The organism is Afipia sp. GAS231 (genome assembly GCF_900103365.1).
Taxonomy (GTDB): Bacteria; Pseudomonadota; Alphaproteobacteria; order Rhizobiales; family Xanthobacteraceae; genus Bradyrhizobium.
Window position 1 is genome coordinate 2,076,079 of record NZ_LT629703.1, and the last position, 14,927, is coordinate 2,091,005.

Annotated in this window: 10 protein-coding genes; 4 read left to right on the forward strand and 6 right to left on the reverse strand. The window is 64.8% G+C overall.

The annotated features are described in order from the left end of the window. Nucleotides 1–10 precede the first annotated feature (10 nt). Nucleotides 11–1,318 carry an HlyD family secretion protein gene (locus BLS26_RS09895; protein WP_092510566.1) on the reverse strand — a complete coding sequence of 436 codons (1,308 nt, stop codon included), beginning with the start codon at nt 1,316–1,318 and terminating at the stop codon, nt 11–13. Nucleotides 1,319–1,508: 190 nt separating this feature from the next. On the opposite strand from BLS26_RS09895, the gene BLS26_RS09900 reads away from it, so the two are divergent. Continuing rightward, the gene (locus BLS26_RS09900; RefSeq protein WP_092510568.1) at nt 1,509–2,150 is read left to right on the forward strand and encodes a TetR/AcrR family transcriptional regulator; all 642 of its coding nucleotides are present in this window, start codon (nt 1,509–1,511) and stop codon (nt 2,148–2,150) included. A 25-nt stretch (nt 2,151–2,175) separates the two neighbouring features. Here BLS26_RS09900 and BLS26_RS09905 read toward each other — a convergent pair whose 3' ends face one another. Beyond that, nucleotides 2,176–3,687: a sensor domain-containing diguanylate cyclase gene (locus BLS26_RS09905; protein WP_092510570.1), complete on the reverse strand. Its 1,512-nt coding sequence runs from the start codon at nt 3,685–3,687 to the stop codon at nt 2,176–2,178. Nucleotides 3,688–3,978: 291 nt separating this feature from the next. Between BLS26_RS09905 and BLS26_RS09910 the strand changes: the two genes are divergently transcribed. Genes BLS26_RS09910 through BLS26_RS09920 form a run of 3 tightly spaced genes read left to right on the forward strand, consistent with a single transcriptional unit; the run spans nt 3,979 to nt 8,266 of the window. Then, nucleotides 3,979–4,662 (forward strand): TetR/AcrR family transcriptional regulator, encoded by a 684-nt coding sequence (locus tag BLS26_RS09910; protein WP_092510572.1) that lies wholly within the window; start codon nt 3,979–3,981, stop codon nt 4,660–4,662. After that, the gene (locus tag BLS26_RS09915; protein ID WP_092510574.1) at nt 4,659–7,352 is read left to right on the forward strand and encodes a molybdopterin-dependent oxidoreductase; all 2,694 of its coding nucleotides are present in this window, start codon (nt 4,659–4,661) and stop codon (nt 7,350–7,352) included. Before BLS26_RS09910 ends, BLS26_RS09915 begins: the two co-directional genes overlap by 4 nt. Then, nucleotides 7,349–8,266 carry a xanthine dehydrogenase family protein subunit M gene (locus tag BLS26_RS09920; RefSeq protein WP_092510576.1) on the forward strand — a complete coding sequence of 306 codons (918 nt, stop codon included), beginning with the start codon at nt 7,349–7,351 and terminating at the stop codon, nt 8,264–8,266. The genes BLS26_RS09915 and BLS26_RS09920 overlap by 4 nt, the downstream gene beginning before the upstream one ends. A 103-nt stretch (nt 8,267–8,369) precedes the next feature. Here the strand turns inward: BLS26_RS09920 and BLS26_RS09925 are convergent, their stop codons facing one another. The 4 genes from BLS26_RS09925 to BLS26_RS37195 all read right to left on the reverse strand — a co-directional run bounded on the left by BLS26_RS09925 (nt 8,370) and on the right by BLS26_RS37195 (nt 14,883). Continuing rightward, nucleotides 8,370–9,605, reverse strand: coding sequence for an extensin family protein (locus tag BLS26_RS09925; RefSeq protein WP_092510578.1), 1,236 nt, complete (start codon nt 9,603–9,605; stop codon nt 8,370–8,372). A gap of 463 nt (nt 9,606–10,068) precedes the next feature. Continuing rightward, nucleotides 10,069–10,353: a hypothetical protein gene (locus BLS26_RS09930; protein WP_092510580.1), complete on the reverse strand. Its 285-nt coding sequence runs from the start codon at nt 10,351–10,353 to the stop codon at nt 10,069–10,071. Nucleotides 10,354–10,537: 184 nt separating this feature from the next. Beyond that, complete coding sequence (locus BLS26_RS09935) at nt 10,538–12,637, reverse strand: caspase family protein (RefSeq protein ID WP_092517881.1); 2,100 nt, start codon at nt 12,635–12,637, stop codon at nt 10,538–10,540. Beyond that, complete coding sequence (locus BLS26_RS37195) at nt 12,637–14,883, reverse strand: caspase domain-containing protein (protein WP_092510582.1); 2,247 nt, start codon at nt 14,881–14,883, stop codon at nt 12,637–12,639. Before BLS26_RS37195 ends, BLS26_RS09935 begins: the two co-directional genes overlap by 1 nt. Nucleotides 14,884–14,927: the final 44 nt, after the last annotated feature.

Consider the following 14,927-nt stretch of genomic DNA (forward strand, 5'->3'; position numbering starts at 1 on the left):
TCAAGAAAAATTACTGCGGATGTATCGCCGTCGGCGTATCGAGGTCGGCGTCGCTGTCCGCGTCAGCCGCGCCTTCGCGGGTATCGACGGTGGTGTAGACCGACATCCCCGCGCGCAGCAGGTTTTGCTTCGCCACGTCCTTTGGCACGCGAATACGAACCGGCAGCCGCTGCACGATCTTGGTGAAATTGCCAGTGGCGTTGTCAGGCGGCAGCAGCGTGAACACCGAACCCGCCGCCGGCGAAATGCTCTCGACGGTGCCGGCGAACTTGCGCAGGCCGTAAGCGTCGACCTTGATCGTCACGGGCTGGCCGGGACGGATGCGCTTGAGCTGGGTTTCCTTGTAATTGGCGTCGATGAAGACGTCGTTGAGCGGCACCACATTGGCGAGCCGCTGACCGGCCTGGATGAAATCGCCGGTGTTGACGAGCCGGTTGGAGAAGGTGCCGTCGACCGGTGCGCGCACCGAGGTGAAGGCGAGATCGCGCTCGGCCTTCGCCAGCGACGTCTGCAGTTCGGCAAACTGGGCCTGGGCTTCAGCCTGTTGCGCCCGGGTGACTTCGACATTGTCGCGCGCCGCGTCATAGGCCGCCCGCGCCGCCTTCACCGCCGCCACGCCCTGGTCGCGGCCGGCCTCGGATTGCTCAAAAGTCGCCCGCGAGGCAAATCCCTTGGTGCTCAACGCCTCCTGACGATCGTAGTCGAGACCCGCGCGCTTCAGCGCCGCTTCCGAGGAAGCGAGCTGGGCGCTGGCCTGCTCGACCGCGCTCACCAGCGCGGTGACCTGGCGGCCGATCCGGTCGATGGTGGCCTGCTGGGTCGCAATCCTCGTGCGCGCGGCATCCACCGCGATCTTGTAATCGCCGTCGTCGATCTTGAAGATGACGTCGCCGGTATGAACGATCGCATTGTCGACGGGCAGGATCGCGGCGACATGCCCCGCCACCCGCGCGCCGAGCGTGGTGTTGTTGGCGCGAACGTAGGCGTCGTCGGTCGAGACATAGAAACGGCCGACGAGCAGGAAATAGACGCCGTAGCCGATCGCCGCGAGCGCCAGCAATCCGAACACGCCCATCATCACGAATTTGCGCTTGCCCGGCTTGGCGGCAGCCGGCTTGTCGGCAGCCGTCTTGGCCGGTGGCGCGGCCGGATTCTCGGTTGCCGGACCGGCCGGCGTCTCCGCGGGGCGGCGCCTGGTTTCTTCCGCGACGTGTGTCCGCAGCTGATCCGCCAGCTGGGCGGTGCGCGCAACTTCGTCCTCCGCCGTCTCCGGCCCGGTACGAACTACGCGTGCTGCCTGATCTCTCGCTGCGGCCATTACCGGCCTCCCCATTCCGATTTCGCGACGCAAGTGCGGCCAAAAGCCGGCTGCCCAAGCATCGTCACCCTCAAAAGTAGCATTGACCGAACGGTTCGGTCAATATACATTCTCCACCCGTCGGACCATAGAGCGAAAAATCCTTCCCGCCCGTATCCCGGGTTGAAATCTTTCGCGAGAAGATAAACCAATGGTTGCAGCCACTCCAAACACGATTCATCTCGCCGCTGAAGAGGATTCTTCGAAGCGCCGGCAGATTTTGGACGGCGCCCGCAAGGTTTTCATGGATCTCGGCTTTGACGGCGCCAGCATGAACGAAATTGCGCGCTCAGCCGGCGTCTCCAAGGGAACGCTGTATGTCTATTTCGCCGACAAGAACCGGCTGTTCGAGGCGATCGTCCACGAAGAAGCGCTCGCGCACGGCCAGGTCGTCTTCAATTTCGACCCCGGGCGCGATGTCGAAACCACGCTGCACGAATTCGGCGAGGCCTACATGGAACTGGTGTGCCGGCCCGGCGGCGGCTCCGCGATCCGCACCGTGATGGCGATCGCCGAACGGATGCCGGATGTCGGCCGCCGCTATTACGAACAGGTGCTGGAAAAAACCATCAACGGCCTCGCCGACTGTCTTCGGGCGCATGTCCGATCGGACGATCTCGCCATCGACGACTGCCAGCTTGCGGCATCGCAATTCATGATGATGTGCCAAGCTTCGCTGTTTCTGCCGTTCATTTTCCAAGCCGCCCCCGCCCCTTCGGCGGAACGCATCGCCGAAGTGGTCGAGAGCGCGACGCGGATGTTCCTGGCAATGTATCGGGCGAAGCCGGTGTGACGGCGGACGATTAGCTTCAGGCCGATCAGGCCGCCAGATCCCGACGCGCGGACAGCATGGTTGGCGCAGCGACGGTGCGGTTGCGCCCCGCATGCTTCGCTTCATAGAGCGCCAGATCGGCCGATTTGATCAAGTCGCTTGGGGCCAGCCCGACCTGCGGAACCATGGAAGCGACGCCGATGCTGATCGTCGGGCAAATGTCGGGACGTCCTTGCTGCTGGCTGCGCAACGACAGCACGCTGGCTCGGATCTCCTCGGCAATGCGACAGGCGCCCTCGGTCGATTCGCCCGGCAACAGCACCGCAAACTCCTCGCCGCCATAGCGCGCACTGAGATCGGATGCGCGTTTTGCCCCGTTGGCGATGCATTCGGCGATCGAAGCCAGCGCCGCGTCACCCGCCTGGTGTCCGTGGGCGTCGTTGTAGGCCTTGAAGCCGTCCGCATCGATCATCAGCAGCGCCAGCGGCCCGGCCGACCGCTGCGAGCGGCGCCATTCGCTGGACAGGACCTCATCGAACTTCCGCCGGTTGCACAGCCCGGTCAGGCCGTCGGTGCTGGCGAGCCGCGCGAGCTGGTTTTCGGCGACGGTTCGTCGCTTCAGCGCCAACGCCAGAAACACCGTCAGCGCCATCGTCATCGCGCAGAGTGCCAGCATGATCGAGCCGATCAGCCAGACTTCCCGCCACCAGTCGGCATAAATGGTTTCGAGCGAGACGCCCTCGACGATCAGCAGCGGATGATGGCCGACTTGCTGAAACACGAACAGGCGCCGAACGCCGTCGAGGATCGAAACCGTTTCGTACCAGCCGTTCTGCACCTGAGGGAATTGCTGGAATACCTGGGATTTGCGCAGACTCTGCCCGATCGTGTCGATGTCGAACGGCGCCCGCATCAGAATGGTGCCGTCCGCGCCGATCAGGTTCATCGAATCCTTGGGACCGTACTTCAGCTTCCTGAACAGGTTGTGGAAGTAGCTCACGTGCATGCTGCCGGCGACGATCCCGCCAAACGATCCGTCCGGGTTGGCGATCCGCCGGCTGAAGCCGATCAGGTATTGTCCATCAGGCGCCACCCAGGGACGGCTGATGTAAAGACCGGCGTCGGCCTGCCTGACGTGAATCTGAAAAAAATCCCGCCCGGAGTAATTCGCCTCGGCGGGTACCAGCGAATGTGAGTCCAGGACGACCTTGCCGAGACGATCCGTGACCAGGATCGACCCCATGTCCTTGGCGGTGGCCGCACGGTCGAACAGCACGACCTGGCGCAGTTCCGGACTGATCTTGTCGATCTCGGGCAGCTTCATGCCGTCGACGACCGCCTGCAGCGACAGATCGTACAGCTCGATGTTTCGGTCGATCTCGCTGGCAAGGCTGGAAACCAGATTGGCGGCGGCTTCCCGGCTGTGCAGGTAGTCCCTGCCGCCGGCCTGCCAGAGCACCCAGCCGCAAATCGCGGAGAAGCTCAGCGTCACGGCGAGCCCCAGCATCAACAGCCACTTGGTCGGCGCGGTCGTTTGCCTTGCGAAGCGCGTAGCCATCGGTAACCTCAAACACTCGGCGCCCCCCGCGCCTTGCTCCTTTTCTAGCGCTGCCGCGTTGAGGAAGCCGTCGCGATTTGCGCGCAATTCCTGACCGCGTATTCAGGCTTCGGTAACCTTGCGGACCCGCGTCGTCTCGCTGCGGCTGCGATGTGCATCACTGCGACGGGGGCTTGAGCCAACCGCGAGCCGGCGGCTGCGCGCCGGGAAACGATGCATGGCACCCGCCCTCGCCCGTTACGTCACGGGACCGTCATTTGACATTTCATTCCATTTTGTCAAATTCGTCAAATGAGCCCCCGCACCCGTATCATCGACGCCGCGAAGACGGTGTTCCGCCGCCAGGGCTTCCGCCGTTCGTCGATCGAGCAGGCGGCCGAAGCCGCAGGGCTGACGCGGCAGGCGCTCTACCATCACTTCAAGTCCAAGGAAGCGTTGTTTCGCGCCGTGATCGAACGGTTTTATGAAGACGCGTTCGCCGCCGAAACGGCCGCCGCTGCCGCCGCGGAGAAGGCCGGCGGCAGCCTCCCCGATGTCATCGTCGCCGCGGTCACCGCCAAGCTCGGGCAATTGGCCGAATCGCTGGATGGTTCGCCCCATGTCGAGGAGCTGTTCTCCGAACATCTCGCGCAAGCCCGCGACCTCTACCAGAAATATTCCGCCGCTCATGGCGAGCAACTTGCGGCGACCATTGCCCGCATCTGCCGCAAGCAGGGCCTCACCCTCAGCGCCGGGATGACGCCGCGCGATCTGGCGCGCTGCGTCGAGATGACGATCAACGGCACCAAATCCGCCTACCCCGCGATGCAGCCGGCGGCCGCCTTCCTCAGGGATCTCGAGATCATGCTGCGGACGTTCGTCGCGGGTGCAGTGAGCCCGGCGAAGCCGCGCGCCGCGAAACCGAAGCCGGCGAAAAAATCTACGAATAAACCCGTGAAGAAATCCACCCGCAAACACCTGGGAGATCGCAAATGAGCACGATGACGATCAACGGCCAACTCGCGCCGCTCCCCGATGACCCCGATGCGCTGCTGATCGAGGTCGTGCGCGACGCGCTCGACCTGACCGGCACCAAGCTCGTATGCGGCGCCGGCGTCTGCGGCGCCTGCACCGTGCTGGTCGACGGCGCGCCGGTCGTGAGCTGCCTGATGCCGGCGCGCGCCGCGGCTGGCAAGGCGGTCACGACGGTCGAAGGTATCGGTGCGGGAAAACTGCATCCGGTGCAGAAGGCATTCATGGCACACGACGCGCTGCAATGCGGGTTCTGCACGCCCGGTTTCATCGTCGAGGCCGCGGCGTTTCACGACCGCTGGCGGGCGGCGAAGGGAACGGCTGTGCCGTCGCGCGAGGAAATCGGCGCCGCGTTGTCGGGGCATCTCTGTCGCTGCGGCGCCTATGACGGCATCTTCCACGCCGTGGCGGACGCCTGCGCTGGCCGCTTCGACAACGACGCGGTCGCCGCGCCGCCACGGATGGAGGCGCGCGACAAGGTGACCGGTGCTGCGAAATACACCGTCGACATCCGTCATGATGGCCAGCTCGAAGGCGTGATCCTGCGCTCAGCCCTCGCGCATGCGCGCATCACGTCGCTCGACCTCGCGCCGGCGCAGGCGATAGCTGGCGTCGGCGCCGTCGTTTCGCTGCTCGGCGACGATCGCGTCGTGCGCTATGTCGGCGCCCCCATCGCCGCCGTCGCCGCGAAGGATCGCAAGACCGCGCTTGCCGCGATCGCCGCCATCGGGATCGACACTGAAAGGCTGCCGGCGGCGGTCGGACTGGAGCAAGCGCGCAAGCCGGATGCGCCGGTCGTGTTCGAAAAGCCCGATCGCAAGAAGGCCGGCAACGTCTCCGAAGGCGGCGGTTCGCCGGCCCCCTGGAAAGGAAATATCCGCGGACCGTCGGCGGCGTTTTCCAAAAAGCCGAAGCAGGTGCAGAGCTGGATGGCGGATGCACATGAAGCGAACAATCCGCTGCTGGTCGAGGGCACATTCCGGACCGGCACACAATCGCATGCGTGCCTCGAGCCGCACGCCGCGGTGGCCCGGTTCGACGGCGACGTTCTCACCGTGCACGCCTCGACCCAGGCGGTGTTTCATCTGATGGAGCTGATCGCCAAGCGCTTCAAGCTCGAGCACGACAAGGTCCGCGTCATCGCCGACCATGTCGGCGGCGGTTTCGGTTCGAAGGCGAGCTTGGGCATGGAGACCATTGCCGCGATCGAGCTCGCGCGTGCCGCCAAAGCGCCGGTCCGCATCGTCTATGACCGTCATGAAGAATTGTCGGTGACCGGCTATCGCCCGGCGGCGGAAGTCAAGATCGCGCTGCTGCCGTCGGCGCAGGGCGAACTGAAAGCCCTGTCGCTCACCGCCCATGCCGACACCGGCGCCGCGACCAACTCGACCATCGCCGCACTGGCGCGCCTGATCTACCCGGCGGAAGCCAAGGCGCTCGCCGATTACGACGTCATCAGCAACCTGCCGCCCGGCGCCGCCTTCCGCGGTCCGGGCGGACCGCCGATGGCGTTCGCGCTGGAGCAGGCGATCGACGAAGCGGCGCTGCGGATGAACGCCGACCCGATCAGCTTACGCAAGCGCTGGGATCCCGATCCGAACCGCCAGCGTCTCTACGACTGGGCCTTGAACCTGGAGGTCTGGCGCAACCGGAAACCGGCGTCCGCACAGAACGGCCGCTATCGCCGCGGCGTCGGCGTCGCCACCGGCTACTGGCTCTATCTGTGGCAGCCCGGCTCCACGGTCGAGGTCGCGGTCAAGGGCGGGCGTCTCGTCGCCAGCACCGCGACGCAGGATATCGGCACCGGCACCCGCAGCGTGATCGCCAATACGGTGGCGCGCGAGTTCGGGCTGGAGCCGCACGAGGTCGAGGTCAGGATCGGCGATTCCAGATTGCCGGAAGGTCCGGGCTCGGGCGGCAGCCGCGTCACCGCCTCGGTGGTGCCGCCGACGCTGCTCGCGATCGCAAAGCTAAAGACCGCGATCGAAGCCAATGCGAAACGGAAACCGGTACCCGGCTCCAACGCGCCGTGGCGCGAGTTGCTCACGGCCTCGCCCGATCTCGCCGCGGCAAGCGAACGCCCCGAGGACAGCAAGCAGATGGCGCCCGGAATCCAGTCGCCGCTGAAGCAGGTCGGCCTGCTTGGCTGGATCTTCGGCTTCATGATGCGGCGCTTTTCCAATCTCGCGATCGGGGCCGGCGTGCCGAGTTCGGTGCAGGTGATCGAGGTCGAGGTCGATACCTGGCTCGGGCATGTCCGCGTCGTCAGCGTGCACACCGGTATTGCCGTCGGCAAGATCGCCGCACCCGCACTGGCCCACAGCCAGGCGGCTGGCTCGGTGATCCAGGGCATCGGCTACGCGCTCTACGAAGCGCGCGAAATCGACGCCGTCACCGGCGACATCCTCTCCGGCGGGATGGAGGATTACCGGATCCCGGGAATCTCCGACACGCCCGCGATCGACGTGCATTTCGATGAAGCCGGCTTCGGCCACGTGCTCGGCGGCAGCGTCGGCATCGGCGAGGTCGCGACCGTGCCGACCTCGCCGGCGATCGCCAACGCCGTCTGCAACGCGACCGGCATCCGGCTGACCGAACTGCCGATCCGTCCCGACCGCCTGATTGCCGCACTCAAAGGGAGGGTCGCCGCATGACCCAAGCAGCCATGACCGCACAAGGTCCGGAATTCCGCGCCGCCGGCACTGATCTTTCCGAGCGACGCCGCAGCGGGGTCTCGACCGGACCGCTGATCGATATTGCCGCGCAACCCGACATGACGAGCATGCTGTGGGGCGCGGACGGCACGTTGCGGATCGGCGCCTTCACGACCATCGCCGCCATCGCCGGCGACGGCCGCATCACCGCCGCCTATCCCGGCCTCGCGGCATCGGCGCAGGGGCTGGCGACGCCCCAGATCCGTCATTTGGCGACGCTGGGCGGCAACCTCGCGCAACGCTCGCGCTGCTGGTACTACCGCAATCCGCAGATCGCCTGCCTGAAGAAGGGCGGATCGGATTGCCCGGCGCGTTCGGGCAATCATCTCTATGGCGTTGCCTTCGATCTCGGCCCCTGCGTGGCGCCACATCCCTCGACGCTTGCCGCGGCGCTGTTGGCTTACGACGCCACCATTGTCACCGACCAACGCGGCCTGACCATCGCCGAACTGTTCGGCGACGGCTCCGACGGCACCGCCGACAACGCGCTGCGGCCGGGCGAATTGATCAAGGGCATCGAACTGCCGGTCGCACTGGCCGGCGAGCGCGCCCTGTACAAGCGCGCCATCAGCCGCACGCATGCGGAATGGCCGCTGGTCGAGATCTGCGCCCGTGCCGTGGTCAAGGACGGCACGTTCCAGTTCATCCGCCTCACCGCCGGCGGCGCCGCCCCGGTGCCGCTGCGACTAACCGCCGTCGAAGCCGCGCTGCAGGGCAAGCCGGCGAGCGCCGCCAACATTGCCGGCGCCGCCGCGCTTGCCGTCGCCGGCGCAAAACCGCTGCCGATGACGGGCTACAAGCTCGATCTGCTGCAAGGCGTCGTGCACGATCTGCTGGAGCGGCTGGCGGGGTAGACAAACGTAGGGGCTGTAGGATGGGTGGAGCGAAGCGATACCCATCATCTTCGTGCTGTGGTTTGATGGGTATCGCTTCGCTCCACCCATTCTACACGCGAACTCACTCGTCCGCGAACTCGTCTTCCTCGTTGACCTTGCTGTTCGCTCTGTGCGGCGGCGACAGCTTCTTGCCGCCGAGCGATCCCGTCACATAGGTCTCGCGCGAGGCGTAGGGGTTGCGGCCGCCGGCGCGGGCCGCGATCTCTTCGCCCGGCACCGCGGCCGGCTGGCAGATGATGCGGCGCGAGGCGCGACGCATCAGGTCCACATGAATGTGATCGTAGTGATAGACGTTGGAGCCCGGCGCCAGCACGGTGTTGAACTGCTGGCAGGCCGCTCCCTGCACGTCGCGCAGAAAGCCCTGCTCTTCCGGCATGCCCTTCCAGCCGTCCTTCACCGTGATGCGGCGGCCGTCGGCGAGCACGAAGGCCGCGATATCGAGCGCGTTGCCGAAGGCGTGTTCGGAAATATGCGCATGCGCGTTGCCGTTCATGCCGCGGCAGGAATAGGCGGAGATCTGCTTGATCTCGACCACGCGCGCGCCGAACCAGCGCTGGGCCGCGGGCTGCACGGAATCGGCAAGCCAGCGGTCGAGCGCCGAGACGATCGGACAGGCCAAGGTGGCCGTCGGCTTGATCGCCACCGGGCCGACGGTGTTGACGGCATTGCCTTGCGCGGGTCCGAGCCGCGGCGGCGCGGACGCCGGACCTTGCGAATAGGGTTCGGAATAAGGCGCCTGGGACGGTGCCGAATAGCGATCGCGTGGCGGATAGGCCGGCGCATTCCGGTACGGCGCCTGTCCAGGTGCTGCTTCGGCCGGCAGATCGATTTCATCTTCCTGCGGCGCTACGCCGGGTGCCGACAGTGAAATTGGCCCGTTCGACGGCGGGGCATAGTTCGGCTGCCGCAGCGCCTGATCGGAATAGCCGCCTTGATAATTTCCTTGATAATTTCCTGGAGCGGCAGTCGCCGCCGACGCCGGCGAGATCGGCCAGCGCGGCTGATTGCCGATGCTACCAGGCGGCCGCAGATCGTCGGCAAACCCGAAGCTGGCCGGCGCCTCGCCAAGGGCGGACACTTTCAGCGGAAATTCCGCGCCACACATTCCCGGCCCCGAAATCGGGTCGATCCGGACCAATTCCGGGCTTTCCTTGACCGCGCCGGACTTCAGGCATGCGACCTCGGCCTCGGCCCGCCACGGTTCACGTTCGGCGGACTGAAAAATCCCGCGCCCGCAACCCGCTAGCGATACAAGGACGAAGGAGCCGACGAGATACAAACGAACTCCGCGCGTCATCCGCGCACGTTCAACGAATTTATTTAAGGACTCTTCAACGCGTTGATTTTACGAATTTTTTACCATGTTGCCGGGCACGCGGCTGTGGAGATCCCGGGATTGACAGCAACGCTGCCTTTTTCCGCCGGGAACGCTTTGCTAGCCTTGAGCGTTATTGCGAGCACGACGTGAACCAAGGGAGACAGTTCCCATGACTTTCGTCAGCCGACTGAGTATAGTCACCGCGTATGTCGCGTTCGCCTTCGTCGGAGCCATCGTGCTCGGCGTTATCTAGGCTTCCCGTCCAGATCTGGACCCCTCGCCCGGTGGCCTTGCCACCGGGCGTTTTCATGCCCGCGGCATTTTTGTTTTGACGCGTTTTCTTGACGCGACCCGGTGCCCACTTCGCTTGAAAACGCTTTAGTTTAGTCAAAATTCGAGCAGCTCGATCCGGTGATGCCGCCGATCTTGAAGTCGCGGCACATCAGGCCGGATTGTCGGGATCGGGATAGCGATCGTCGCGTTTTACGCGCTCCCGGATCGTATGGCTGAAGCGCCAGCCGTGCGAGAGCATGCAACGCTTGTATTGTCGCGACGTCGCCGTACCGTTTTGCGGTGCGCCGACCTGCGCGTCGCACATCGCGGTGTCGGCGTGCAGCGCGTCGTCGTCACGCGGCTGCTTCAGGGTATTGTTGTAGATGTCGTTGTCGGCCTGCGCGGCGGCGGCACCTCCAAGCAACAACAGAATGACCAGCGCCGTACGTTTCATGATCGATCTCCATCTTTCGCAACCAACCGTTCAGCTATCGGTCGGTCGCGATGGAGAGGCCGTTCATGTGCCATCGATTACAAATTGGAAACGTCGGCGCCGCGATTACAGTTTCAAGCGCGTGGCGCCGAGAAAACCTGCCGCGACGTCACGCGTTGCCCGGCCGCGACGGTCATTGCAACGGCTACTGGCCACGAAGGCAGGAATCGAGTCGCTGGAAGCTGCGATTGGCGTTCCTGGCCCCGCCCCCTTCCCGCCCGCCGGCCCGCAATTGGCATTGTGCAATCCGCGCTTCCATACTTCCTCCGGCGGTTCGCGAGCGCACCGGTTCCGGCTGGCGGGCTTCCGGGGCCGGTGCGGCCCTTGGCTTCGGTGCCGTGGCAGCGGGTGTCGGCTTTTCCTTTTTTTGCCGGACAACGCGCTCGCACGCATTATCCTCGGAAAGCTCATGACCTTTTTCGCAAACGATCTTCACGCATTTGCCGCCGCTGGCCTCGAAACCGTGTTCGCAAACCAGCGGGCAAATACCGGCGGGCCGCTCGCGAACCGATTGCAGCGCATCGAGACTGGCGACCTTGACATCGAATTGCGTGCCGGCGTGCTTGTTATATTGCGCAAGCGCTTTCTGGGCTGCGACGTTCCAGTCATCGGTGGCCGCGGCTGAGCCGCAGCCGACGCGACGCAATTCGGAAACCAGCGATCGGCTGATGTCCTCGGATGACCCGCGCACCTTACCGTCCTCGGCTGCCGCGCCAGCGGGGGCGAGTGCGGCAAGCCTGATGCGTTCGGCCTCCGCCGCTTTGGCCTGTTCGGCTGCTCTCACCTTCGCGGCGATCACCCGCGCATCCTCTTCGGCTTTCGCTTCGGCCTCGGCCTTGCTGCGAGCAGCCTCTGCAACCTGGACTTCAGCAAGCGCCTTGGCTCTTTCCAGGGCCAATCGCTCCCTGACCGCCTTGGCATCGGCGACCGCCTTGGCATTCTCGGCGGCGACGCGGGCATCCTCGGCCAACCTGGCCTGTTGCGCCAGTCGCGACCGCTCGACTTCGGCGGCTTTCGCGGCCTCGTTTTGCTGTTTCTTGTCGGCCGCAACGTGCGCTTCTTCCGCTGCCTTGGCTTGCGCGCGTTCGACTTCGGCTATCCTTGCCTCCTCGAGCGCCGTCTTCCTCTCTGCGGCGGCACGGGCTTCTTCGGCCGACTTGGCAGCCGCTTTGGCATCGGCCGCAGCTTTTGCCTGGGTAGTCGCCTTGGCGCCTTCGGCCGCTAGTCTCGCCCGTTCCTCTTCCGCCAAACGCGCTTTCTCGATCGCCGCCAGGCGCGACTGCTCAGCCTCCAGCTTGTTGCGCTGGGCCTGCGCCAATTTTGCGTAAAAGCCATCATGATAGGTCGCGATGAAAAGATCCCATGCTTCAAGCGTAGCGACCCGCTCGGCGAGTTCGTAGTCTCGGCGCATCGCCTGACCGGGATTGGATGCCGCAGGCACCGGCACCGCGGCGACGAGGGGAAAGTCTTCGCCACCCAGCGAACCGTAGATGAACGGTTCCTGCCTGTTGCCGGTCGATTTCAGAACTTCATCGCGGGCAAAGCCGAAGGCCTTGCGCAGGTCGAGGCCCGGTTTCGGCAGATATTTGACGAGCGCCGCCGTGAATGGACTGTTCTTGCCGTCGCCGTCGGAGGCAGTCGATCCGGCCTTTGCGGCAAACGCAATCAGCGTGTTCGCGCTGCCGGGTTCGACCTGGGCAAGCCCGCGTCCGATCGCACGCGATGCAATGGTGCGCTTCATGCTCTTGACAAAGGGATTGTCGCGGCAGGCATCCAGAATCACCAGCCGCAATTTTCTGGCAGGCTCGATCACCGCCAGCAATCGATCGAGCGGGATGGCTTCATCGAACGCGTCGATATCGCGCTCCAGCACGGCATCGGTAGGTATCAGATAATTTGCACCATCGATCTCGATGCCGTGACCGGCATAAAACACGATGGCAACGTCGGAATCCCGCGCGGCATCCGAAAAATCACGAAGCGCGCGGCGCATCTCGCTCGTCTTGAGATCGCGCTTCAACTCAACGACGTCGAAACCGGCCTCCTTGAATGTTGCGGCCATTGCCGCCGAATCATTGGCCGGATTGGAAAGCTTGGCCACATTCTGGTATGCCGAATTGCCGATCACCAACGCGACCCGGCGTTCCGCGTGGGCAGGGTGTAGTCCGCAGAAAATCAGGATTGCAGAAAGCCCGGCGATGCCGAGGGCACGCTTGGCGGAAATGATGGATCGAAACGTCCTCATCAGCAGGTCGGCCGTCTGTTGCACCACGCCCTGGCGGCCTCGGGAGACCTGTTTCTGATGGCCCTTTCGTAACAGCCGGGAAGCGCGCCCATGCACTGGCGATAACCGCCACCCTGTTTCGCCAGATCGGCGCGCTGGATGGCGGAAGGAGCAGCCGGTTCTCGCTGACGTTCGGGCGACGGCGCCGTCGCTCTCTCGGGCGTCAACGTGGCGGTCGGCGCCTCCTTGCGCCGCGGCTTCTGCCGCTCGACGCGTTCGCAGGAATTGTCGTCCGAAAGCTCAAGGCCGTCCTTGCAGATGATCTTGACGCAGCTATCGCCGTCGGCCTTGAAGCCATGCTCGCACAACAACGGGCAGATCCGGCCGGTCTTGCCGCGGACAACGTCGAGCGCATCGATGCTCGCGACCCTGACGTCAAACTTGGTGCCCGCGTTCTTGTTGAAGAGATGCAAGGCCTTCTGCGCCGAGGCGTCCCAATCGCCGGTGACTGGATCCGAACCGCAGCCGACGCGCCGCAACTGCGCCTGAAGCAAACGGGGCAGGCTTTCCTGGTCCGGCGCCGACGCCCCCTGATCATTCGGCGGCGTCAGGTTTGCCAGCGGACCGATCGGCTTCGCCTTCTGATCCACGACGGACTGTGCTTCCTTGCGCACGGCATCGTCGGCCGTCACCGCATTGGTCGAAGCCTCATTTGCCTTGACCTGTGCGGCAAGCCTGCCGCGCTCTGCCTCCGCAAGTCGCGCTTCCTGCACCACCTTCTGCTGCCGGGCGCGCTCGGCGTCCTGATTCGCCTTGGCCTCTTCCGCCGCCTTCGTCGTTGAAGCAACGACCCTGGCATCCTGTTCGGCCCTGGCTTGTGCTTCCGCCCTGATGCGGGCGGCTTCAGCGGCTTTCTCCTCGGCGAGCGCCTTGGCCCGTTCCAGGGCAAGTTGCTCCCGTTTGACTTCGGCTTCCGCTGCGGCCCGGGCATTTTCGGCGGCGATGCGGGCATCCGCCGCCGCCTTGGCTTGCAGGACCAGCCGCGCATGTTCGGCCTCGGCGGCCTTCGTCTGCTCGATTTCCTTCTTCCGTTCCGCGGCCAGCCGTGCCTCTTCCGCAGCCTTTGCCTGCGCGCGTTCGACCTCGACGATCTTTGCCTCTTCGAGTACTTTCTTCCGCTCCGCGGCGGCACGCGCTTCGTCGGCCGCCCTGGCTTCGGCCGCCGCCTTCGCCTGCGCGCTTGCCTTGGCGCCTTCCGCCGCGAGCCGGGCTCGCTCCTCCTCGGCCGAGCGGGACTTCTCGATGGCGGCCAACCGAGACTGCTCGGCCTCCAGTTTATTGCGCTGGGCCTGCGCCAGCTTGGCGTAGAAGCCGTCAGGATAGGTCGAGAGGAAGAAATCCCACGCTTCCTTTGTGCCGACACGCTCGGCCAGTTCGTAGTCGGCCCTGACCCCCTGGCTGGAATCGACGGCCGGAGCGACCGCCGGGGCAGGAACAGCCGCCGGCACGAGCGCAAAGTCGTCGCCGCCCAGCGAGCCGTAAATGAAGGGCTCTTGCCGGTTGCCCGTGGTCTTCAGCACCTCGTCGCGTGCGAAGCCGAACGCTTTGCGCAGATCGAGCCCGGGTTTCGGCAGGTACTTGACCAGCGCCGCGGTGAACGGACTGTTCTTGCCGTCGCCGTCGGATGCCGTCGATCCGGCCTTGGCCGCGAACGCGACCAGGGTGTTGGGGCTGGTCGGGTCGACCTTTGCCAGTCCACGTCCGATCGCGCGCGAGGCAATCGTTCGCTTCATGCTCTTGCTGAACGGATTGTCGCGGCACGCATCCAGAATAACCAGCCGCAGTTTCCGGGCAGGCTCGATCACGGCCAGCAGCCGTTCGAGCGGGATCGCCTCATCATAGGCGTCGATATCGCGTTCGAGGGTCGCATCCGTCGGAACGAGATAGTTGGTGCCGTCAATCTCGATGCCGTGGCCCGCATAGTAGACGATGGCGACGTCCGCATCCCGCACGCTGTCCGAAAAATCACGAAGCGCCCGGCGCATTTCATTTGCCTTGACGTCTCGTTTCAGCTCGACGACGTCAAACCCGGCACTCTTGAAAGTCTCAGACATCGCCGCAGAGTCGTTGGCGGGATTGAGAAGCCGGCCCACGTTTTGATAAGCGGAATTCCCGATCACCAGCGCCACGCGCTTTTCGGCAAACGCGGGGTCGTACAGGCCAAAAATCAAAAAAATGGCAGCTACTGATGCCCAACAAGCCCGCATCGAAATTCCGATTGTATGAACAGGTGAATTCTAGCAGCTATTGT

What these genes read in the sequence shown, in the direction of transcription:
- BLS26_RS09895 (WP_092510566.1), bottom strand. Translation starts at nt 1,318, where the DNA reads ATGGCCGCAGCGAGAGATCAGGCAGCACGCGTAGTTCGTACCGGGCCG.
- BLS26_RS09900 (WP_092510568.1), top strand. Translation starts at nt 1,509, where the DNA reads ATGGTTGCAGCCACTCCAAACACGATTCATCTCGCCGCTGAAGAGGAT.
- BLS26_RS09905 (WP_092510570.1), bottom strand. Translation starts at nt 3,687, where the DNA reads ATGGCTACGCGCTTCGCAAGGCAAACGACCGCGCCGACCAAGTGGCTG.
- BLS26_RS09910 (WP_092510572.1), top strand. Translation starts at nt 3,979, where the DNA reads ATGAGCCCCCGCACCCGTATCATCGACGCCGCGAAGACGGTGTTCCGC.
- BLS26_RS09915 (WP_092510574.1), top strand. Translation starts at nt 4,659, where the DNA reads ATGAGCACGATGACGATCAACGGCCAACTCGCGCCGCTCCCCGATGAC.
- BLS26_RS09920 (WP_092510576.1), top strand. Translation starts at nt 7,349, where the DNA reads ATGACCCAAGCAGCCATGACCGCACAAGGTCCGGAATTCCGCGCCGCC.
- BLS26_RS09925 (WP_092510578.1), bottom strand. Translation starts at nt 9,605, where the DNA reads ATGACGCGCGGAGTTCGTTTGTATCTCGTCGGCTCCTTCGTCCTTGTA.
- BLS26_RS09930 (WP_092510580.1), bottom strand. Translation starts at nt 10,353, where the DNA reads ATGAAACGTACGGCGCTGGTCATTCTGTTGTTGCTTGGAGGTGCCGCC.
- BLS26_RS09935 (WP_092517881.1), bottom strand. Translation starts at nt 12,637, where the DNA reads ATGAGGACGTTTCGATCCATCATTTCCGCCAAGCGTGCCCTCGGCATC.
- BLS26_RS37195 (WP_092510582.1), bottom strand. Translation starts at nt 14,883, where the DNA reads ATGCGGGCTTGTTGGGCATCAGTAGCTGCCATTTTTTTGATTTTTGGC.